Raw genomic sequence first — 18,050 nt, 5'->3', positions numbered from 1 at the left:
ATGCTTTCTGGCTTCAACCACCTGACTCTGGCCGTCACCGACGTGCCGCGCAGCGTCAATTTCTACCATGATGTGCTGGGGCTTGAGCTTGATGCCACGTGGGATAGTGGCGCGTATCTATCATTGCCGGGGTTGTGGTTGTGCCTGTCCCTCGACAGCTCATGCGGGTCGGAGCCGGCTGCGGACTACACGCATTATGCGTTCTCGGCTGAGCCTCAGGGGTTCACCGCGCTGGTCGAACGTCTGCGTACCGCCGGTGTGCAGGAATGGCGCGATAACCGCAGCGAGGGCGCCTCGTTCTATTTTCTCGACCCTGACGGCCATAAGCTCGAAGTCCACGTCGGCGATCTGGCGTCGCGCCTGCGAGCCTGTCGCACGCGGCCTTATACCGGCATGACGTTTTACCCGTAAGGCCGGAACGTGCAAAATCCTTGCACCCTTCACTGATCAGAGTCGCGCCATGACCCCTTCCTTGCTGCTCGCTGTGCTTGCTTCGGGTTTTATCTACGGGATTACCCCTGGCCCCGGTGTACTGGCCGTGTTCGGCATCGGTGCCGCCCGTGGTCGGCGGGCCGGGGCGGGTTTTTTGTGCGGGCATTTGCTGGGTGACGTGGTGTGGTGCAGCACTGCGTTGATTGCCATCGTCGGTGCGCGGGAGGTGGGCAGCAGCGCCTTCGATGTGCTGGGCGTGCTCAGCGGTGCGTATCTGTTCTGGCTGGGCTGGCGCGCGATTCGCACCCAGCGTCGCAGCAGCGATGCTCCCGAGGGCGCGGCGCGGCATCCGTTCTGGCACGGCATTCTGTTCGGCTTGACCAACCCCAAGGCCTACCCGGTGGCGGTGGCCACCTTTACTGCGTTGTTGTCCAGCCGTGCCGAGCTGCTGACCTGGTCGATGCTGCCGTGGTTGATCGTGTTGAGTTTTATCGGCGGGTTGCTGGCTTATGGGATTCTGGTCGGCGTGGTCGGCGCTCACGGGGTGCGCACCCTGTACCAACGCCATGAAATCCTTATCACCCGTCTCTGTGGCGTGATGTTTATCGGCTTCGCCATTAACGCACTGGCCCATGCCTTGCCCGGCTTGTTTGGCAGCAAAGCGGCCTGACGAGCCGATGACCGTTCGTCGCACTGGTAAGTTTTTTCTAAACCTTTACTCCTGTGAAAATTCGAATTCAGGGCGGGGCCTGTGCCCCGCCCTAATTTTTGCTCTGGAGGAACCCATCATGAGCCGCATGGCTATCCGGTTACGCACCGCCAGTTTCGCGATGCTGCTGGGCCTCGGCGCCAGCAGTGCTTTCGCCCAGTCGCCTGCCGAATTCATCGAGAAGGCGTCGGCCAAGGGCATGGCCGATATCGAAACCAGTCGCATGGCCCACGCCAAAACCTCGTCCCAGGAAATCAAGGACTACACCATCGAAGTCATCAACGAGCGCACCCTGGCCAATCAGCACCTGGCGGCGATTGCCAAGAAGCTCGATCTGCCTGTGGCCCCGCGTGAACAGATCGTGGATAAAGCCGAGACCTTGATGCCCGAACTCAAGGACGGCGACTCTTTCGATGCCGCCTACACGGCCCAGCAGGTCAAGGAGAACGAAGAGGCCATCGCGCTGTTCAAGCAAGAAGGTGCCGCCTCGGATGTACCGGAAATAAAAGCGCTGGTGGATGAAACGTTGCCACGCTTGGAAGAGCGTCTGCAAAAGGCCCGCGCGCTGGCCTCGACCTATGGCAAAGGTCATCAAGGCGATGGTTGAAACCTAAGCCTGAACCGAAAAACGGCGGCTGGATCACATCCGGCCGCCGTTTTTTTATGCCTGATTCAGGTCGGTTTTACTCGGCGCCGCATCGTCGGCGGCGTGCCCGCAGCTGCTGTTGAGATTCATCGAGGCCGTTTTGCCGATGCTGCGGTATTCCTGGCGCAGTTTTTCCAGCTCTTTGCGGTCAAGGCCGTCCAGGCTCAGTACGGCATTCTGTGCATCCTTGGTCACCCGCAGCAGTTCGTCGATCTTGATGTGCAGGATGTCGTTATCGCGGTTTTGCGTATTCTGAATCAGGAACACCATCAGGAACGTGATGATGGTGGTCGATGTGTTGATGATCAGTTGCCAGGTGTCGTTGTAATGAAAATACGGCCCGCTCAGGCTCCATAGGCCGATCAACGCGACCGCCGCGTAGAACGTGCGCGCGCTGCCCGCCCAGCGAGACAGAGATTGGGAGACTGCAGAGAATTTCATGACCGGTTTCCTTAAAAAATACAGATGATGAAATTCAGACCGCAGCCGCGCTCTAAAATTTATTTTTACAATTTTGCGATTGAATGCAGCGGAGTACTTGTCCGACACGTTTTCGGAGTGGGCCTACGGTTCCCTGCTGCCAGGCACTCAAGACTGGGCTTTTCCACCGGATATGTCCCATGCACCTCGATGCCCCTTGTGACCTGCACACACTCTATCGCCGCACCGAAGATTATTTTTTTGCGCTGTTATGCCTGCTGCATCGGCGCTTCAGTGCCGATACCTGCGCCTATTTCACCGCGCAAAAATCAAGCCCGTTTAACGTCATGTTTATCCGTGTCGGTAGCCACACGCCGGATGACGCAATGGGGGCCGCCCTGGACCTGATGCGCCATACCTCGCTGGAAATCCGTGCGGTGCTTCACGAGCAAAAGGTTGCGGCTCTTTACGAGGTGCTTACGAGCCTGGGTTTTCATGCGGCTGAAACGACGACCGCGATGGTTTTGCGACTGTCGGACTTTGTATCGTTGCCAAGTGAGCGCGCAGAGCAAGTGGGGCTAACCCGGGATTTGAATGAATGGATCGTTCCGGTGGGCAATGCGTTTTCGCTGGCGCCCGAGGTGGCGGCGCATTATCAGGCGCGGCATCAGCAAGCTCTGGATACGGAGCAAGCCCTTTATCACTTCAGCTTGTCCACCGAAGGGCAGATCCGCTGTTCGTTGACGTTATCCATGTGCGAAGGCGAGGCTCGGCTTAGCGATGTGGCCACCCTGGCGGATGTTCGGGGAAAAGGGTATGGCACTCGATTGATTCAGGCGGCCCTGCTTCACGCCGCGAGTCTGGGGGCTCAACGATGCTTTCTGGAGGCTACAGCGAGTGGCATTTCGGTGTATCGAAAGCTGGGGTTCGAACCGTTATACAACTGCCAGGCCTTTGTCCGAGGGCCCATCTTGCCCGCTTGATCAGAAGCTCTTTGTTGTCTGGCCGCGATCCTCAAGGGCCAACAGATACTGCTTGGCCTCCAGCCCGCCGGCAAACCCGGTCAAACCGCCTGACGCACCGATGACGCGATGGCAGGGGGCGATGATCGAAATGGGGTTTCGACCATTGGCCGCGCCCACGGCGCGTACCGCGCTTGGGTTGCCGATTTGCTGGGCGATCTGGCTGTAGCTGCGGGTTTCGCCGAAAGGGATGGTCAACAGCGCCCGCCACACCTGCTTCTGGAAGTCGGTGCCGGTGAACTCCAGTTCCAGCTCGAACCTATCGCGCCGGCCCGCGAAGTATTCCGTCAACTGGCGCTTGGTTTCCAACAGCACCGGGTTGTCGTCAGCAGCGCGTAACTCGCCGAGTCGAACCCGATTGGCGCGTTCGGTTTCCCACAAAATGGCACTGAGCTTGTCGTGGCGGGCCACCAGGGTGAGCTGGCCGACGGGGGAGGGCATGAACATGTAGTCGTAGGACATAGGCGAACTCCTGGGAGGGCGACAGTTTAACGGCGCATCCCAACAGTAGCGCCAGCAGACTAAGCAGGCACTACGTTTCTTGCGCTCGAATTTGCGCCCCTCTAGAAATTCCAATACACCCAGTTGGAGTAATAGGGGGCTACGTACCACCAGGCGATCAGGAACGGCACCTTCACTATCGTCGGTTGCCCTACGGCAAACAGCGAGAGGGTATTAAGCACAGTGACGACCAGCGCAAACAGGCTGGCGCGCCGGCTGGCGTGGCGTCTGGCAAATCGTACGCCATACACCGACCCCGCAAGGGAGGCCAACACCAGTAGCAGCCCAAACGGCACCGGCAACCTCAGGAACGATACCAGCAAGGGCAGCACCACCACCCAGCCCACCACCTGATGCAGGATGGGCCTGGGCGTGGTTTGTGGGTATTCAGGCATGGCGGTCATCTTGCTTCCGGGGGCAGGGGTGGCATCATCCTTACCGGAATCTTTCAGCGCATCCAGATTTTTCCGAATGTGAGTGACCGCTGCTAGAAGGTCGCCTCCAGGGAAAACCGCACGCGCAACGCTTCGATGGGCCCATCGCGTACCCCGCACATTTCGTCATGGGCGCACTGTTGCACCAGCACGCAGGGGAAGGGTGCCACGCCTTGCAGCAGGTCGCGCAAGTGTGTGGTGGAGCGGATACGCAAAGGCTGGCCGTCCTCGCCCAACAACGTCATCTCGCCGTGAACCAGCCTGATGCGTGCCACATAGAAACCGCCCTCCAGCGACAGCAATTCCAGTTCGCGGACTTCGCCTTTTGCAGCCACATCCGACAGCATTTGCATATTCATCATTCATCCCCACGCCTGTCAGGCAGGCTGAAAAACCCGTTTATTGGCGACGGAAAAACAGCGTGACCTGGCCCCATTCCACGCCGAACTTGGACATGCTGGAGCGGTTGATCAGGGTGTCTTCGTCCATCAGGTACATCCAGTCGTCGAAGCTGACTTCATACACCGAACCGTCCACCGGCAAGTTGAGCCGATAGCGCCAGCGCAACGCGTTGCCCGCCACCTCACCGATCGCCTCGCCGACCACATCGCCGGCGCGCCCACGCCAGCGCCCGGGGCCGTCCGGGGTGAGTGTCCATACGCGACGCTGGCGGGTGCCATCGCTGTACACGAAGCGCTCATCGAGAATCAGCTGGTTGCCCTCGCGCCGGCTGTCGATCTGCACTTCAAAGCGCTTGGCTACTTCGCCGGAACGTTTCTCGAAAATGCCCCAGGCCTTGACCGGCTTGCTGAAAAAACGCTCCAGATCCAGCTTGGGTTGCTGATCGGCATAGTGATCCACCCCCACGCCCGTGCAACTGCACAGACTTGCGACCAGCAATAGAGAAACCAGTAAACGCACCATGGCGGGGCTCCGTGATCGTGCGAGGCGAAGTGCCCCTATCGCCATTGATACTTGTACAAAATAATTGATTTGTACAGGTTTGCGCTGCGTCGTGATGCGCAAAGGTCGCAAGATCGGGTGGTATCACTGAATTTCGCCCATAAAAAAACCGGCCACCAAGGGCCGGTTTTCTTATGCACCCCCGTCAGCAACGGCGTGACGGGGAGCGAATCTGAGTGGAGCGGGTGAAGGGAATCGAACCCTCGTTATCAGCTTGGGAAGCTGGAGTAATGCCATTATACGACACCCGCTCAGAGCGGCTGACTTTGTACCAGATGTGCGCTGGGATTTGAAGTTTTTCTTTGGAAAATGTGCAGGTTGCGTGCATCTGTCGAGGTGACGAACGGGCTTCTTGCCGGCTTACCATGGCGAACACGTGCGGTCGCCATGGTAAGCCGGCAAGGCTTCTGCGGTTCAGAGTGCGAACGCATGTTGCGTTTGGCCTCGGTCGTAACGCGGCCGGTTGATGCGCTGCTCCGGTTTCAAGAAACCCACCACGGCGTCACGGCTGTCCCGACACGCGGCTTTGTGTTCCATGTCCAGAAAGTGACCGGTGGCCTGGATGCTGCTGAAGCTGCTGTTCTTCACGTATTGACCGAACAGCCTGGCATCGTCGGCGCTGGTGTATTCGTCCCATTCGCCGTTGACGAACAGCACCGGAATGTCGATCTGCTTGGCCGCCTTGAGGTAGCACAACCGGTCGCTGTCGAGCACTTGGCTGATGTGGAAATGCATCTGCCCGTATTCATGCTCGGCCAGGCTGCTCACATGCTTGTGGTTGAACCGTTTGAACAGCGAAGGCAGGTGTTTGCCGATGGTGCTATTGACCAAGTGGCCGACGCGGTCGCGGTCGAGGTTACTCAGGTAATCGACGCCGCGTTCCAGGTAGTCGCGCATGGGCGCATTGATCACCGGTGAGAATGAGCTGATCACGGCTTTTTCCACCCGGCGCGGGCGCTGGGAGAGGGCGACCAGGGTGGCGGCGCCGCCCCAGGAAAACGACAACACATGTTCGGCGGCGAAGTGCTCGATCAGCTCCAGCAGGATCTGGCCTTCGACGTCCTTTGTGAGCATATGCTCATGGCGGTTATGGAGTTTGGAACGGCCGGCGTAGGGTTGGTCGTATAACACCACATTGAATTGCGGGTGCAGGCTTTTCACGGTTTGGGCGAAGGATGCCGTGGTGGCCATCGAGCCGTTGACCAGAATGATGGTCTTTGCAGCGGCATCCGCGCGATAGAACTCCGTGTAAACCCGATACTGACCCTGTATATCCAACACAGCGATTTCTGGCCTCATGTCGTAAGACTCCTGGCAAGCGGGTAGGGCGCGCAGAACACTCTGCACGAGCTTTGTGACAGGTAGGCATACGCCTGGAAAAGGAAGGCCCATGTCGGTCCGATAACGGCTGGCCGGCGGGTGTTGTTATGGCGGGCAGTTTGCCTGGAGGGCCCGTGGATCAAGCGCGGGCAGGGCAAGGTGGGTCTTGGAGGTTATAGGCGACTCGTCAGTCATATTGCGGCTGACGGTTTGATTCAAGCAGCAGACTTCGAATGCCGCAAGGCGCTCAAATAGGTTTTTGCAGTCCCCGGCTGAATGGTCGTCAGACCTGTCTGATTTCTGCGTCGGTCAATGCCCGGTACTCCCCCGGCGCAAGGGTCGCGTCCAGCACCAGCGGGCCCATGCGCTCACGATGCAGGTCGATCACTTTATTGTCGAAATGCCCGAACATGCGTTTGACCTGGTGGTAGCGGCCCTCGACGATGCTCAACCGCGCGGTCCTCGGCCCCAGCAGCGTCAGTTCGGCGGGTTGGGTGGTGAGGTCTTCGAAGGCAAAGTACAAGCCTGCGGCGAACGTCGGCGCGTACTCGGGGCCGATGTCCTGTTGCGTCTCGACCCGGTACACCTTGGGCAACTTGGTCTGCGGTTGGGTCAGCCGGCGCGACCATTGGCCGTCATTGGTGATCACCAGCAAGCCCGTGGTGTTGAAGTCCAGCCGCCCGGCAATATGCAGCTCGCCCTTATCCGGCTCATCGAGCCAATCGAGTACGGTCGGGTGTTCAGGATCCGACGTCGCGCTCACACAGCCCCTGGGTTTGTGGAGCATGAAATAACGCGCCGGTTTGCCCGCCTGCAGCACCTCATCGTCCAGGCATACCCGGCTGAATTCGCGCACTTCATGGTGAGGATCGCTGACGGCAACGCCATCGACCCGGATCCGCCGCTCCACCAGTAACAGGCGTACTTGTTTTCGATTGAAGCGCGGCAGGTTGCTGAGGAAACGATCGACACGCATCAGGATCGCTCGGCGTCGCGCAACTGTTGGTCGACCTGGGCACAGCGCGGGCAAAGGCAGGCTTGGTTACGCAGGGCGTCCGGCAGGGCTTGCAGCACCGCCGGATCGATGGTGACGCTGTAGCACCAGCAGGCTTGGTCGACGCGGCGAGGGTCGGCCAGGGCGCAGTCGTTGCGGGCGCCGCAGGCGGGGCAGAGGGTGGGCGTGGTCATCGGTCGGTTCGGGCGGTATCGGGCAAGGAGCCGGTCCATTCCGGCGTGCCTTGCACGATACAGGGCCGACCTTGCCTCGGCTACTCAGAGCTGGAACTTGCTGACCAGCACATTGAACGAGGTAGCCAGGCGCGACAGGTCCTGGCTGGAGGCATTGGTCTGGTGCGCGCCGGCCGCTGTCTGAGTGGACAGGTCCTGAATGTTAAGCAGGTTGCGATCCACTTCACGGGCCACCTGGGCCTGTTCTTCCGATGCGGACGCAATGACCAGATTGCGTTCGTTGATCTTGGCCACGCTGGCGGTAATGCGTTGCAGCGCTTCACCGGCACTTTGCGCCAGGGTCTGGGTATTGTTGGCCCAGGTCAGGCTCTTGTTCATTGCCGCCACCGCGCCGTCGGCGCCCACCTGCACTTCGCCGATCATTTTTTCGATGTCGACCGTGGAGGTCTGGGTGCGATGGGCCAATGCCCGCACCTCGTCGGCAACCACCGCAAAACCGCGACCCTGCTCACCGGCCCGCGCCGCCTCGATGGCAGCATTGAGTGCCAGCAGGTTGGTCTGGTCGGCGATGCTGCGGATCACATCGATCACCTTGCCGATCTCGCGCACCTGGTTGGCCAGGTCGACGACCGATTGCGTCGAGTCGTTGATCTCCACCACCATCGACGACATGCCGGATACCGCCTGCTCCACCTGCTGGCGGCCGTCTTCGGCTTCGGCGGTGGCCTGGCGCGAGGCTTCGGAGGTGGACACGGCATTGCCGGCCACTTCGTCCACCGCGGCGGTCATCTGGTTGACGGCGGTGGCAGCCTGTTGGATCTCGTCATTCTGACGGGTCAGGCCACGGGTGCTTTCATCAGTGACCGCACTCAGTTCTTCGGCGGCCGAGGCCAGTTGATCCGAAGCATTGGCAATTTCCATCAGGGTGCTTTTCAGGCCGCCCTGCATGTCCGACAGTGCCATCAACAGTTGCCCGGCTTCGTCGGTACGTTCGGTGAGGATGGCGCGGGTCAGGTCACCACTGGCAATGCGTTGGGCGCTCTGCACCGCTTGTGCGATGGGGCGGGTGATCAAGCGCGTAATCAGCACGCCCACGGTGATGGCGATGATGAACGCCAGTACGATGCCACTGATCATCCACGTCAAGGCGCTGTTGCGCAGCTCGTCGGCGGCGATGGCGCCTTCTTTGATCTGGCGGTTGTTGGACTCGATGATCACGCGGATCAATTCGCGGGCCTGGCGGAACAGTTCGTTGTTGGTGGTGTTGAGTTCAGCCCGAGCCTGATCGATCTTGCCGCTGTCGAGCATCGCTGTAATGCGTTCGGCACTGCTGATATAGCTCGGCAGCACTTTATCCAGTTTGTCACCCGCTGCCCGTTCGTCATCTGCCAGTGGCGTTGCGCGGTAGGTGGCGTAGGCATCCTGGCTGCGCTTGAGTTCGTTGGCGATGTCTTGGCGTACGCGGTCGCGGTCTTGCTGGGACACATCGCCCTGGCTGGCGTCCATCAGGCGGTACAAGCCTCGGTTGTGCGCGACGATCCCATTGAGGGTGGCGGCCGTGGTGCTCACAGATACAAGGTTGTTGGAAAACGTGAGTTCCAATGCCGTGGAGAGCCTGACCACGCCCTTGATACCCAGCAAGCCAACCCCGAGGGTGACCAGCGCACACAGTAAAAATGAAAGCAGCAGCTTGGTTGAAATTTTCATGGTTCGAATCCGGGGATGTTAGCGAAGGATGCACGCTAGAGCCTCCCTGGCTGTGCGCGACATCATAGTGACATCATGGTAAAGCGAAGAGTTTCAACATCCAAAAATTAACTGAAACGTTAAAGCTCAACATTGGATTCGAGCTGCGGAAGGGCAGCGTCCATAGGCAGTTAACAGAGGCGGCCTAGGTGTATCAAGTTGTTACAGGAACGCACCAGATTCCGTTTTTGATGTCAGATACTTCGTCATTCAGTGAAAGCTGAATGCCGCCCTTCAGCGTCGCTGAAGGTGCTCTTTCGCGGTCCCAGGAGGCCGCCATGTATCGACGAATGCTGCTCAGCGCTTTACTCGGTCTGACCCTTTCCGCTTGCGTGCCCTATTACGAGGGAGGCCAGAGCTACTACCGTTCCGAGGTCTATACCTCACCCGCGCCGACGTACTACTACGGGGGCGGCTCGGTGTATCAATACCGGCGTGATTACTACCCTGCGCCCCGTTACTACGCACCGGCACCGCGTTATTACTCTGCGCCGCGCTACTACCAGCCGGCCCCGCGCTATTACTCTGCGCCGCGTTACTACCCGTCCGGGCCGCGCGCCGGCTACCGGCCTTATCCCAATCAGGGCTGGGGGGATCGCGGTGGGCATGACCGTCGAGGCGACCGTGGCGATCGTGGTGGCGGACGCGGCGGTCATTGGTAAGTTTCCCACTATCGAGCGGCGCATCTAGCGCCGCTTTTTTTCGCCTGCCGTTTGTCGGAACTGTCATATTTGACAGGTATCCTCCGCGCTCCAGATGTATTTCACTCACAGGGATCAGAGTGCCGGTCAGGCATGGAGCGTCCAGTGATTAAGCGATCGATCTGCCTGCTTGTGGTGATGACCTGCGGCGTTATGCACGCGAACGCGAAGCAGGGGTGTCCGTACGCGTCCTCCGTTCAATTAAAAGAGGGGCGTTTCCAGGTGCGCGATGGGCAGCTCCTGTGGCAAAGCCCGAAAGTTAAACAACTGGATTTCGTCAGCGGATTCGTCGGCGCATTGTTCATCCCTGCCCAGGGACAGGCGCGGGAAAACGGCTACGTTGAAAAGTGCATCTACCGAACCAACGGCGATCAAGTAATTGCACTGCGTTATGGCGGCTCGGAGGAGGTCGACAGCGTGTCGCTGACCAGCAGTCTGCATTGGCGCCTGGCCAAGGATCCCTTCGGCCAGGACGTGTATATCTGCGATGACAGCCAGCCCGATAACTGCTCCTTCACCATCGACCGCTCCAAGCGCTGAGCTGTCAAAAATCGGAAAGGTCTGCCAGAGGATGCCTACCTTCCCACGCCTTGTTGAAGTGCGCCTGCACCACGGCGTCCGGGATCGCATTGATATCCGGCCAGTGCCAATGAGGCGTCTGGTCCTTGTCGATCAACCGCGCACGCACGCCTTCGGCGAATTCCGGGTGACGGCAGCAATTGAGGCTGAGGGTGTATTCCATCTGGAACACCTGGGCCAGGGACAAATGCCGCGCGCGCTGGATCTGCTCCCACACCAAGTGCGCCGTCAGCGGGCAACCTTCACTCAACGTTTTGCCCGCGCGGTGGAACAGCGGGTCGGCATGCTCGCGCAATGCACTCAGGGCGCGCCACGCACAGCGCACATCGCCCACGTCCAGCCAAGCGTCGATCTGCGCGCGACGCGGCAGCCATTGCGCGTCGGGTTGCTGGTCGTGCGCCTCCTGGGCCAGGGCCTTGAGCAGGCTGTTGAGCTGCATCGCGGTCTGTTCCTGCCAATTCAATTGCAATAGGCCCTGGAGCAACTGATCTTGCTGGTCGTCCCGTAGGAAACGGTCGGCCAAACCCAGGTCCAGCGCATCACGCCCATTGATATGCGCTCCGGTCAGGCCCAGAAACAAACCGAGTTTGCCCGGCAGGCGCGACAGGAACCAACTGGCCCCCACGTCCGGGTACAGGCCGATGCTGATTTCCGGCATGGCCAGCCGGCTGCTGGGCGTGACGATGCGCACCGTCGCGCTTTGCAGCAGGCCCATGCCGCCGCCCAGCACATAACCGTGACCCCAGCAGATAAGCGGTTTGGGGTAGGTGTGCAGGCGATAGTCGAGGCGATATTCGGCGGCAAAAAACTGTGCGCCAAGGGCGGGTACTTCGCCCGGGTGTTCAAGGCACGCCTGGGCCAGGCTGCGTACCTCGCCACCGGCGCAGAACGCCTTGGCGCCGTTGCCGCGCAGCAACACACAGACGATTTGCGGGTCTTTGGCCCAGGCCTCCAGGCGGTCGCCGAGGGCCAGGATCATCGGCAGGGAGAGGGCGTTGAGCGACTTTTCAGCGTCCAGGCTGGCGATGCCGATACGGGCACCGCCGCTGCCGGTGAGTTCTTCGAAGTGCAGATTCATCGTGACCTCAATCGAGAAAGTGAAGGATCAGTATGATCCTTTGGTGGGAAAGTGCCGGTGGTGTGTCAGATCAATTGACAAGCGGGGGCGGCTTTCCTAGGGTTCGCCTCATTCTTTTTTTACAAGACACTTCAACGATGACCGACGGCGACCGCATCAAACTCGAACCCAGCTGGAAACACGCCCTGCGCGATGAGTTCGACAAGCCCTACATGGCCCAGCTGCGCGAATTCCTGCGTCAGGAGCATGCCGCCGGTAAACAGATCTACCCGCCTGGCCCGCTGATTTTCAACGCCCTCAACTCCACGCCGCTGGACAAAGTAAAAGTGGTAATCCTCGGCCAAGACCCTTACCACGGCCCCGGCCAGGCCCATGGCCTGTGCTTCTCGGTGCAGCCGGGGGTGCCGGCGCCGCCGTCGCTGGTCAATATCTATAAAGAACTCAAGCGTGACTTGAACATCGACATTCCCAACCACGGCTACCTGCAGAGCTGGGCCGAGCAGGGCGTGCTGATGCTCAACACCACCATGACGGTGGAGCGTGCCAACGCCAACGCCCATGCCGGCAAGGGTTGGCAGTTCTTTACCGACCGGATTATCGAAGTGGTCAGTGAGCACCAGCTGCACTTGGTGTTTCTGCTGTGGGGCGCCCACGCCCAGAGCAAGCAGAAACTGATCGATGCCACCAAGCATCTGGTGCTGACATCGGTGCATCCGTCGCCGCTGTCGGCGTATCGCGGGTTTATCGGTTGTGGGCATTTCAGCCGCGCTAACAAGTTTCTTGAGCAGAGCGGCGAAACACCGATTGAGTGGCGATTGCCGCCACTCTAAGGCCAAGCCTATTCAAAAGGTGGGAAGGTTTAGAGGGTTTCTGGCTGACGATTCCAATACCTGAACAACGGCTCCGCCAGAAACAGCACAAACAACAAGCGCATCACCTGCATCGCCGTCACTAGCGGCACTGACAGTTGCAGGGTTTCGGCCGTAAGACTCATCTCGGCAATGCCACCCGGCATCATGCCCAGGGTCAGCGAGCGCAGGTCCAAGTGGGTGAGGGCGCTCAGGCCCACGGCGGCCAGGGTCGCCAGCGCCATGGTTAGAGCGGTGCCGACTAAAGTACGAGCCATGAACGATGGCGCGCGACGGAAGAACTGACGGTTGAAATGGCAACCCAGGCCGCTGCCGATCAGCCATTGGCCGATCTGGCTACCGCCGTCGGGCAGGCCGATATGCAAATCCCAGACAACGCTGGCGGTCGCGCTGACCAATAACGGGCCGAACAACCATGGGTTTGGCTGACGCAGGCGCTGCCAAACCCAGGCCACCAGGGCTCCCAGCGCAAACAGCATCGCCAGCCAGGCCCAACTCACTGGTGCCGGATGAAACTGCGGCGCGCCGCCCCCCAGCACATACTTGAAGATCGCCGGTACGCACAGCACCACCGCCAGCACGCGCAGGCTCTGCCCCGCCGCGACACGGCTGAGCACCGCGCCGTTGCGTGCGCCGAGGTTGACCATCTCACCGGACCCGCCCGGCATGCTGGAGAAAAACGCGGTGGCGCGATCTTCACCGCTGCGGCGCATCAGCCACACGCCCACCACGCTCGACAGGCTGGTGACCAGCGCGCCGAAGAAGATCAGGCCGAAGTGGCTCATCACCTGCTCGATCACCACTGGGGTGAAGTGCAGGCCGATGCCGATCCCCACCACCCATTGGCCGCATTTACGCCCGCCGGGAATCTCCGCCAACTGCCAGGGCGTGATGCAACGCACCAGAATGATCGCCAGCAACGAGCCGACCATGTACGGCAATGGCCAGCCGATCAGGCTGGCCAGGTAACCGCCGGCCAGGCCGACCAGCGGTGTTCCCCACCAATGTTTAAGGGTGACCTCAGACATTGGCCACAGCGCGGCGCTGTTGGGCGCGCTTACGCCAGATCCGCAGCAGCGGCACGAACAACATGATCGCGGTCAGTACCCAGACGCCAAAGGTGATCGGGCTCGACCACAGAATCTCCAGTGCACCGTTGGAGATCGACAGCGCACGGCGCAGGTTCTGCTCCATCAGGCCGCCGAGGATAAAGCCCAGCAGCACCGGCGACAGCGGGAAGTCCAGCTTGCGCAGGATGTACCCGAAGATGCCGATCCCGACCATCAGGAACAGGTCGAAAGTGGTGGCATGCACCGCGTACACACCGATCGCGGTGATGATGGCGATCACCGGCACCAGCGCCCAGTTCGGCACGGCGAGGATGCGCGTGAAGATCCGGATCATCGGGATGTTGAGGATCACCAGCATGATGTTGGCGATAAACAATGAAGCGATCAGGCCCCAGACAATGTCCGGTTGCTGTTGGAACAGCAGCGGGCCGGGGGTGATGTTGTACAGCGACAGCGCGCCGATCATCACCGCAGTGGTGCCCGAGCCGGGTACGCCCAGGGTCAGCATCGGCACCAGAGCGCCGCAGGCGGATGCGCCGATCGCGGTTTCCGGCGCGGCGAGGCCGCGCATGTCGCCCTGGCCGAACTTGCCGCTGGCACCAGCCATGCGTTTCTCGGTCATGTAGGCCACGGCCGATGCCAGCGTTGCACCGGCGCCCGGCAACACGCCCATGATGAAGCCCAGCAGGCCGCAGCGGATATTCACCACGAATACCGACGCCGCTTCCTTGACGTTGAACATCATGCGCCCGGTGGCCTTGACCGCTTCCTGGCCACGGTGGGTTTTTTCCAGCAGCAACAGGATCTCGCTGATGGAGAACAGGCCCAGCACCAGCACGACGAATTGGATGCCGTCGGTGAGGTGGATGTTGTCGCCGGTAAAACGGTACACGCCGCTGTTGGCATCAATGCCGACCGCCGACAGGAACAAGCCGATCAACGCCGCGACGAAGGTCTTCAACGGCTTGTCACCGGCCATGCCGCCCAGGCAGACAATCGCGAACACCATCAGTACGAAATATTCCGCCGGGCCGAAGGCAATCGCCCATTTAGCCAGCAGCGGCGCAAACAGCACCATGCCGCAGGTGGCGATGAACGCACCGATGAACGAACTCCATGCCGACAACGACAGCGCCACACCGGCCAGGCCTTTGCGGGCCATCGGGTAGCCGTCCAGGGTGGTCATTACGGTGGAAGCTTCGCCCGGGATGTTAAGCAGGATCGAACTGATCCGGCCGCCGTATTCGCAGCCCAGGTACACCGCCGCCAGCAGGATCAGCGCCGATTCCGGCGGCAGGCCCAGGGCGAACGCGATGGGGATCAACAGCGCCACACCGTTGATCGGGCCCAGGCCCGGCAGCAGGCCGACCACGGTGCCGATCAACGTGCCGCACAGCGCGGTCACCAGGTTGTAAGGGGACAGCGCCACGCCGAAGCCCTGGCCCAAGTAGCCAAAAGTATCCATATCAGTTCTCCAGAACGTCGAGCAGGCCAAGGGGCAACGGCACATCCATGACCTTATCGAACAGCAGGTACAAACCGATGGCCATCAGGGAGACGATCACTACGCTGGGCATCCAGCGGCCGCCGTACAGGCGCGCCATCGGGATGCCGATCAGCATGCTGCTGAGGATGAAACCCAGCGGTTCGAAAGTGGCGGCGAACACAATCAGCAGGACCACGCAGAGGCTGATCTTGATCAGGGTTTCGCGATCCAGCGCCGGTTCTTCTTCGGTGTGCTTGGTGGCCTGCGGGCGAATCAGCATGTAGATCAGCGCCAGGCTCATCAGCCCGAGTATCAGCAGCGGGTAGGCGCGGGGCCCTACCGGCTCGTAGGAAAACGACGCCTGATAGGGCCAGGCCATCAGCGCCAGACCGGCACAGGCCAGCAGCAGCGCGGCCGCGAATATGCGTTGTAAGAGCATGTTGAACTCCTGGGCCATGCCTGGGGTTTTGCCAGGCATGGCCGCGCGACAGAGGGGGCGATTACTGGATCAGGCCGAACTCTTTGGCCAGCACTTTGTAGTCAGCCACCTGTTTCTTCACATAGGTGTCCAGCTCCGGGCCGGTCATGGCAAACGGGAACAGCTCGCGCTGGTCACGCAGCTTGGCGAACTCTTCGGAGGCCAGCAGTTTGTCGAACGCGTCTTTCCACCAGGCGTACTCGGCATCGCTGACTTTTGGCCCGAGGTAGAAGCCGCGCACCACTGGCCACACGATGTCGTAGCCTTGCTCTTTGGCTGTCGGGATATCCTTCATTTCCGGCTCGTCCAGACGCTGCTCGGAGAACACCGCCAGCAGACGCATGTCGCCGCTGAGGATGTGCGGCATGGAGTCGGAGATGTCGGTACTGCCCACTTGAATATGACCACCAAGCAGGGCCGTGGCGATTTCACCGCCGCCTTCGAGGGCCACATAGCGCAGCTCGCGCGGGTTGATCCCGGCGGCTTTGGCGATCAGGGCGGTTTGCATCCAGTCCTGGCTACCGACGGTGCCGCCGGAACCGATCACCACGCTGCCCGGATCTTTCTTCAGGGCTTTGACCAAATCATCGAGGGTCTTGTAGGGCGAATCGCTTTTTACCGCGATGGCGCCGTAACTGGTGCCGACCGCGGCCAGCCAACGTACGGCGCTTTCATCGAAACGCCCGAACTTGCCCTGGGCCAGGTTCAGCAGCGAGCCGCTGGACCAGGCCACCAGCGTACCGGCATCCGCCGGACGCTGGGCGACCACGGCGTTGTAGGCCACCGCGCCTACGCCGCCGGGCATGTAGGTCACGCGCATCGGTTTGCTCAGCAATTTTTCGTTGACCAGTGCGCTTTGCGCCAGTTTGCAGGTCAGGTCGAAACCACCGCCGGGGGAGGCCGGGGCGATGCATTCCGGGCGCTTGGGCTCGTCAGCGGCCAGCAATTGACCGGCGAACAACATGCAGCCGGCGGTGAGGGCCAATTTACGCAATGAAAGGGTCATGAGTGTCTCCGTCGTTTTTGTTATGAGGTTCTACTGCCAGGCACTGCTTACCAGAGCGCGACGCTGTAGCTGACCAGCAGGCGCATTTCATCCGCATCGCGGGCTGAATAGTTGGAGCGGTAAGTGGCGTTACGCAGGCGCACGGCCACGTCCTTGAACGTGCCGGTCTGCACCACATACTTGATCTCGCTGTTACGCTCCCATTCTTTGCCGGTGTCGCCGTTCCTGAGCTTGATGTTGTCACCGGACAGGTAACGGCTCATGAAACTCAGGCCTGGGATGCCCAGCTTGGCGAAGTCGTAGTCGTAGCGCGCTTGCCAGGAACGTTCCTCGGCACCGGCGAAATCGTTGATCTGTACAAAGTTGACCAGGTACGGGTCGCTGCCATCCACATACGGAAAGGCACTGTCACCGGACATGTGCTGGTAACCGGCGCTGAGCTTGTGGCCGTTGAGGGCATAGCTGAACAGACCGTTGAGGGAGGTGTTGTCGATCTTGCCGCCTCGGGCGCTGCCGGTGTCGTCGCTGATGGCCAGGCGCAGGTCGGCGCCGAAGGTGCCTGGGCCCATCGGGCGCGCGGCCACCAGGCCAAGGAAGTGTTGACGGTAGACATCATCGAGTTGGGCGAAGTGGTAGCTGCCGGTGATCTTGTCGGCGAATTTGTAGTCCACGCCGCCGAAGTTGAAGTGCTTACCGGTAGCCCCGCTGAGGAAGCGGCTGTTCTTGTTATTGAGGGCGATATCTTCGTAGTTGGTATCGTCGCGGTCCTTGGCTTTATCCAGGCGGCCGCCGGTGAATACCAGATTCTTGAATTCCTTGGACGTCAGCAACCCACCATTGAAGGTCTGCGGCAGAATGCGCCCGTCGTTGGGTTTGAGGATCGGCAGCTCGGGCATTAGCGCACCGATTTTCAACTCGGTGGCGGAGATTTTTACTTTGCCGGTCAGGCCCAACTTGGAGTATTCGTCGGCGGCGCGGCCGTCATCATGGGTCGGCAGCAGTCCGGTGCCGGTGCGGTCGGGGCTGGAGTCGAGCTTGATCCCGAGCATGCCCAACGCATCCACGCCAAAGCCCACGGTGCCATCGGTGTAACCCGACTGCAGGTTGAGCATAAAGCCCTGGGCCCATTCGTCGCGCTTGGATTGCTGGGCACTGGTGCCGTCGCGAAAGTCGCGATTGAAGTACATGTTGCGGGTTTCCAGGGTCGCGCTGCTGTCTTCGAAGAAGGCGGCTTGGCTGAGCGGCGTGAAGCCGGCAAGGGCGGCGGCGCTGGCAAGGGTGGTTTGGGTCAGGCGGGAAAAACGAACAGACGGACGAGCCTGGGGCTGTGTCGACAGCATGGTGATGCACTCCGATATTGTTTTTATTGTGACGAAAACGCATCGAGGCGTTTTTCGGGCAC

General features: G+C 60.6%; 22 protein-coding genes and 1 tRNA gene. 7 read left to right on the top strand and 16 right to left on the bottom strand.

Annotated elements, in window-relative coordinates:
• The 3 genes from fos to FIV35_RS05110 all read left to right on the top strand — a co-directional run bounded on the left by fos (position 1) and on the right by FIV35_RS05110 (position 1,748).
• Positions 1-411 (top strand): fosfomycin resistance glutathione transferase, encoded by a 411-nt coding sequence (fos, locus tag FIV35_RS05120; protein ID WP_034137331.1) that lies wholly within the window; start codon positions 1-3, stop codon positions 409-411.
• 49 nt (positions 412-460) lie between these two features.
• Positions 461-1,102 carry a LysE family translocator gene (locus tag FIV35_RS05115; RefSeq protein ID WP_034137332.1) on the top strand — a complete coding sequence of 214 codons (642 nt, stop codon included), beginning with the start codon at positions 461-463 and terminating at the stop codon, positions 1,100-1,102.
• 118 nt (positions 1,103-1,220) lie between these two features.
• Positions 1,221-1,748, top strand: coding sequence for a DUF4142 domain-containing protein (locus FIV35_RS05110; RefSeq protein ID WP_034137333.1), 528 nt, complete (start codon positions 1,221-1,223; stop codon positions 1,746-1,748).
• A gap of 54 nt (positions 1,749-1,802) precedes the next feature.
• Here FIV35_RS05110 and FIV35_RS05105 read toward each other — a convergent pair whose 3' ends face one another.
• Entirely contained in the window at positions 1,803-2,228 is a 426-nt protein-coding gene (locus tag FIV35_RS05105) for a low affinity iron permease family protein (protein WP_034096366.1), read from the bottom strand.
• A 179-nt stretch (positions 2,229-2,407) separates the two neighbouring features.
• On the opposite strand from FIV35_RS05105, the gene FIV35_RS05100 reads away from it, so the two are divergent.
• On the top strand, positions 2,408-3,190 hold the full coding sequence (locus tag FIV35_RS05100; protein WP_034137334.1) for a GNAT family N-acetyltransferase: 783 nt from the start codon (positions 2,408-2,410) through the stop codon (positions 3,188-3,190).
• Here the strand turns inward: FIV35_RS05100 and FIV35_RS05095 are convergent, their stop codons facing one another.
• From FIV35_RS05095 to FIV35_RS05055, 9 genes are all read right to left on the bottom strand, one after another.
• On the bottom strand, positions 3,191-3,691 hold the full coding sequence (locus FIV35_RS05095) for a methylated-DNA--[protein]-cysteine S-methyltransferase (protein ID WP_034137335.1): 501 nt from the start codon (positions 3,689-3,691) through the stop codon (positions 3,191-3,193). It lies immediately after the preceding gene.
• Between the two features lie 101 nt (positions 3,692-3,792).
• Positions 3,793-4,134, bottom strand: a complete 342-nt coding sequence (locus tag FIV35_RS05090) for a hypothetical protein (protein WP_318253814.1) — start codon at positions 4,132-4,134, stop codon at positions 3,793-3,795.
• An 83-nt stretch (positions 4,135-4,217) separates the two neighbouring features.
• Entirely contained in the window at positions 4,218-4,523 is a 306-nt protein-coding gene (locus tag FIV35_RS05085) for a DUF6482 family protein (RefSeq protein ID WP_034137481.1), read from the bottom strand.
• A gap of 40 nt (positions 4,524-4,563) precedes the next feature.
• The gene (locus FIV35_RS05080; protein ID WP_034137336.1) at positions 4,564-5,088 is read right to left on the bottom strand and encodes a DUF3833 domain-containing protein; all 525 of its coding nucleotides are present in this window, start codon (positions 5,086-5,088) and stop codon (positions 4,564-4,566) included.
• 216 nt (positions 5,089-5,304) lie between these two features.
• A tRNA-Gly gene (locus FIV35_RS05075) sits at positions 5,305-5,378 on the bottom strand.
• 163 nt (positions 5,379-5,541) lie between these two features.
• A complete protein-coding gene (locus FIV35_RS05070) occupies positions 5,542-6,426 on the bottom strand; it encodes an alpha/beta fold hydrolase (protein ID WP_034137337.1) in 885 nt (294 codons plus the stop codon).
• A 304-nt stretch (positions 6,427-6,730) separates the two neighbouring features.
• The gene (locus tag FIV35_RS05065) at positions 6,731-7,423 is read right to left on the bottom strand and encodes a pseudouridine synthase (protein WP_034137338.1); all 693 of its coding nucleotides are present in this window, start codon (positions 7,421-7,423) and stop codon (positions 6,731-6,733) included.
• Positions 7,423-7,635, bottom strand: coding sequence for a cysteine-rich CWC family protein (locus FIV35_RS05060; protein WP_034096371.1), 213 nt, complete (start codon positions 7,633-7,635; stop codon positions 7,423-7,425). The genes FIV35_RS05065 and FIV35_RS05060 overlap by 1 nt, the downstream gene beginning before the upstream one ends.
• Positions 7,636-7,719: 84 nt before the next feature.
• Positions 7,720-9,342 carry a methyl-accepting chemotaxis protein gene (locus FIV35_RS05055; RefSeq protein ID WP_034137339.1) on the bottom strand — a complete coding sequence of 541 codons (1,623 nt, stop codon included), beginning with the start codon at positions 9,340-9,342 and terminating at the stop codon, positions 7,720-7,722.
• A gap of 317 nt (positions 9,343-9,659) precedes the next feature.
• Between FIV35_RS05055 and FIV35_RS05050 the strand changes: the two genes are divergently transcribed.
• Both FIV35_RS05050 and FIV35_RS05045 read left to right on the top strand, forming a co-directional pair.
• Positions 9,660-10,043 (top strand): hypothetical protein, encoded by a 384-nt coding sequence (locus FIV35_RS05050; protein WP_034137340.1) that lies wholly within the window; start codon positions 9,660-9,662, stop codon positions 10,041-10,043.
• 144 nt (positions 10,044-10,187) lie between these two features.
• Positions 10,188-10,622 (top strand): DUF3757 domain-containing protein, encoded by a 435-nt coding sequence (locus FIV35_RS05045; protein ID WP_034137341.1) that lies wholly within the window; start codon positions 10,188-10,190, stop codon positions 10,620-10,622.
• A 4-nt stretch (positions 10,623-10,626) separates the two neighbouring features.
• Here the strand turns inward: FIV35_RS05045 and FIV35_RS05040 are convergent, their stop codons facing one another.
• Positions 10,627-11,739 carry an enoyl-CoA hydratase/isomerase family protein gene (locus FIV35_RS05040; protein ID WP_034137342.1) on the bottom strand — a complete coding sequence of 371 codons (1,113 nt, stop codon included), beginning with the start codon at positions 11,737-11,739 and terminating at the stop codon, positions 10,627-10,629.
• 137 nt (positions 11,740-11,876) lie between these two features.
• Here FIV35_RS05040 and ung point away from each other — a divergent pair, with 137 nt between their 5' ends.
• Positions 11,877-12,569, top strand: coding sequence for a uracil-DNA glycosylase (gene ung / locus FIV35_RS05035; RefSeq protein WP_034137343.1), 693 nt, complete (start codon positions 11,877-11,879; stop codon positions 12,567-12,569).
• Between the two features lie 29 nt (positions 12,570-12,598).
• On the opposite strand, the gene FIV35_RS05030 is transcribed toward ung, so the two are convergent.
• From FIV35_RS05030 to FIV35_RS05010, 5 genes are all read right to left on the bottom strand, one after another.
• Entirely contained in the window at positions 12,599-13,636 is a 1,038-nt protein-coding gene (locus tag FIV35_RS05030; RefSeq protein WP_034137344.1) for an AbrB family transcriptional regulator, read from the bottom strand.
• Positions 13,629-15,143, bottom strand: coding sequence for a tripartite tricarboxylate transporter permease (locus FIV35_RS05025; protein ID WP_034096383.1), 1,515 nt, complete (start codon positions 15,141-15,143; stop codon positions 13,629-13,631). Before FIV35_RS05025 ends, FIV35_RS05030 begins: the two co-directional genes overlap by 8 nt.
• Before the next feature lies 1 nt (position 15,144).
• Positions 15,145-15,603 carry a tripartite tricarboxylate transporter TctB family protein gene (locus tag FIV35_RS05020; protein WP_034096384.1) on the bottom strand — a complete coding sequence of 153 codons (459 nt, stop codon included), beginning with the start codon at positions 15,601-15,603 and terminating at the stop codon, positions 15,145-15,147.
• 61 nt (positions 15,604-15,664) lie between these two features.
• Entirely contained in the window at positions 15,665-16,648 is a 984-nt protein-coding gene (locus FIV35_RS05015) for a Bug family tripartite tricarboxylate transporter substrate binding protein (protein WP_034137345.1), read from the bottom strand.
• 47 nt (positions 16,649-16,695) lie between these two features.
• Entirely contained in the window at positions 16,696-17,988 is a 1,293-nt protein-coding gene (locus FIV35_RS05010; protein WP_034137346.1) for an OprD family porin, read from the bottom strand.
• Positions 17,989-18,050: the final 62 nt, after the last annotated feature.

Source organism: Pseudomonas rhodesiae, from assembly GCF_007858255.1.
GTDB classification, from domain to species: Bacteria; Pseudomonadota; Gammaproteobacteria; order Pseudomonadales; family Pseudomonadaceae; genus Aquipseudomonas; species Aquipseudomonas rhodesiae.
This window is presented reverse-complemented; position numbering and strand designations above follow the sequence as displayed.

What these genes read in the sequence shown, in the direction of transcription:
- FIV35_RS05100 (WP_034137334.1), top strand. Translation starts at nt 2,408, where the DNA reads ATGCACCTCGATGCCCCTTGTGACCTGCACACACTCTATCGCCGCACC.
- FIV35_RS05110 (WP_034137333.1), top strand. Translation starts at nt 1,221, where the DNA reads ATGAGCCGCATGGCTATCCGGTTACGCACCGCCAGTTTCGCGATGCTG.
- FIV35_RS05070 (WP_034137337.1), bottom strand. Translation starts at nt 6,426, where the DNA reads ATGAGGCCAGAAATCGCTGTGTTGGATATACAGGGTCAGTATCGGGTT.
- FIV35_RS05040 (WP_034137342.1), bottom strand. Translation starts at nt 11,739, where the DNA reads ATGAATCTGCACTTCGAAGAACTCACCGGCAGCGGCGGTGCCCGTATC.
- FIV35_RS05085 (WP_034137481.1), bottom strand. Translation starts at nt 4,523, where the DNA reads ATGAATATGCAAATGCTGTCGGATGTGGCTGCAAAAGGCGAAGTCCGC.
- FIV35_RS05015 (WP_034137345.1), bottom strand. Translation starts at nt 16,648, where the DNA reads ATGACCCTTTCATTGCGTAAATTGGCCCTCACCGCCGGCTGCATGTTG.
- FIV35_RS05010 (WP_034137346.1), bottom strand. Translation starts at nt 17,988, where the DNA reads ATGCTGTCGACACAGCCCCAGGCTCGTCCGTCTGTTCGTTTTTCCCGC.
- FIV35_RS05105 (WP_034096366.1), bottom strand. Translation starts at nt 2,228, where the DNA reads ATGAAATTCTCTGCAGTCTCCCAATCTCTGTCTCGCTGGGCGGGCAGC.
- FIV35_RS05090 (WP_318253814.1), bottom strand. Translation starts at nt 4,134, where the DNA reads ATGACCGCCATGCCTGAATACCCACAAACCACGCCCAGGCCCATCCTG.
- FIV35_RS05115 (WP_034137332.1), top strand. Translation starts at nt 461, where the DNA reads ATGACCCCTTCCTTGCTGCTCGCTGTGCTTGCTTCGGGTTTTATCTAC.
- ung (WP_034137343.1), top strand. Translation starts at nt 11,877, where the DNA reads ATGACCGACGGCGACCGCATCAAACTCGAACCCAGCTGGAAACACGCC.
- FIV35_RS05050 (WP_034137340.1), top strand. Translation starts at nt 9,660, where the DNA reads ATGTATCGACGAATGCTGCTCAGCGCTTTACTCGGTCTGACCCTTTCC.
- FIV35_RS05030 (WP_034137344.1), bottom strand. Translation starts at nt 13,636, where the DNA reads ATGTCTGAGGTCACCCTTAAACATTGGTGGGGAACACCGCTGGTCGGC.
- FIV35_RS05060 (WP_034096371.1), bottom strand. Translation starts at nt 7,635, where the DNA reads ATGACCACGCCCACCCTCTGCCCCGCCTGCGGCGCCCGCAACGACTGC.
- FIV35_RS05095 (WP_034137335.1), bottom strand. Translation starts at nt 3,691, where the DNA reads ATGTCCTACGACTACATGTTCATGCCCTCCCCCGTCGGCCAGCTCACC.
- FIV35_RS05020 (WP_034096384.1), bottom strand. Translation starts at nt 15,603, where the DNA reads ATGCTCTTACAACGCATATTCGCGGCCGCGCTGCTGCTGGCCTGTGCC.
- fos (WP_034137331.1), top strand. Translation starts at nt 1, where the DNA reads ATGCTTTCTGGCTTCAACCACCTGACTCTGGCCGTCACCGACGTGCCG.
- FIV35_RS05065 (WP_034137338.1), bottom strand. Translation starts at nt 7,423, where the DNA reads ATGCGTGTCGATCGTTTCCTCAGCAACCTGCCGCGCTTCAATCGAAAA.
- FIV35_RS05080 (WP_034137336.1), bottom strand. Translation starts at nt 5,088, where the DNA reads ATGGTGCGTTTACTGGTTTCTCTATTGCTGGTCGCAAGTCTGTGCAGT.
- FIV35_RS05025 (WP_034096383.1), bottom strand. Translation starts at nt 15,143, where the DNA reads ATGGATACTTTTGGCTACTTGGGCCAGGGCTTCGGCGTGGCGCTGTCC.
- FIV35_RS05055 (WP_034137339.1), bottom strand. Translation starts at nt 9,342, where the DNA reads ATGAAAATTTCAACCAAGCTGCTGCTTTCATTTTTACTGTGTGCGCTG.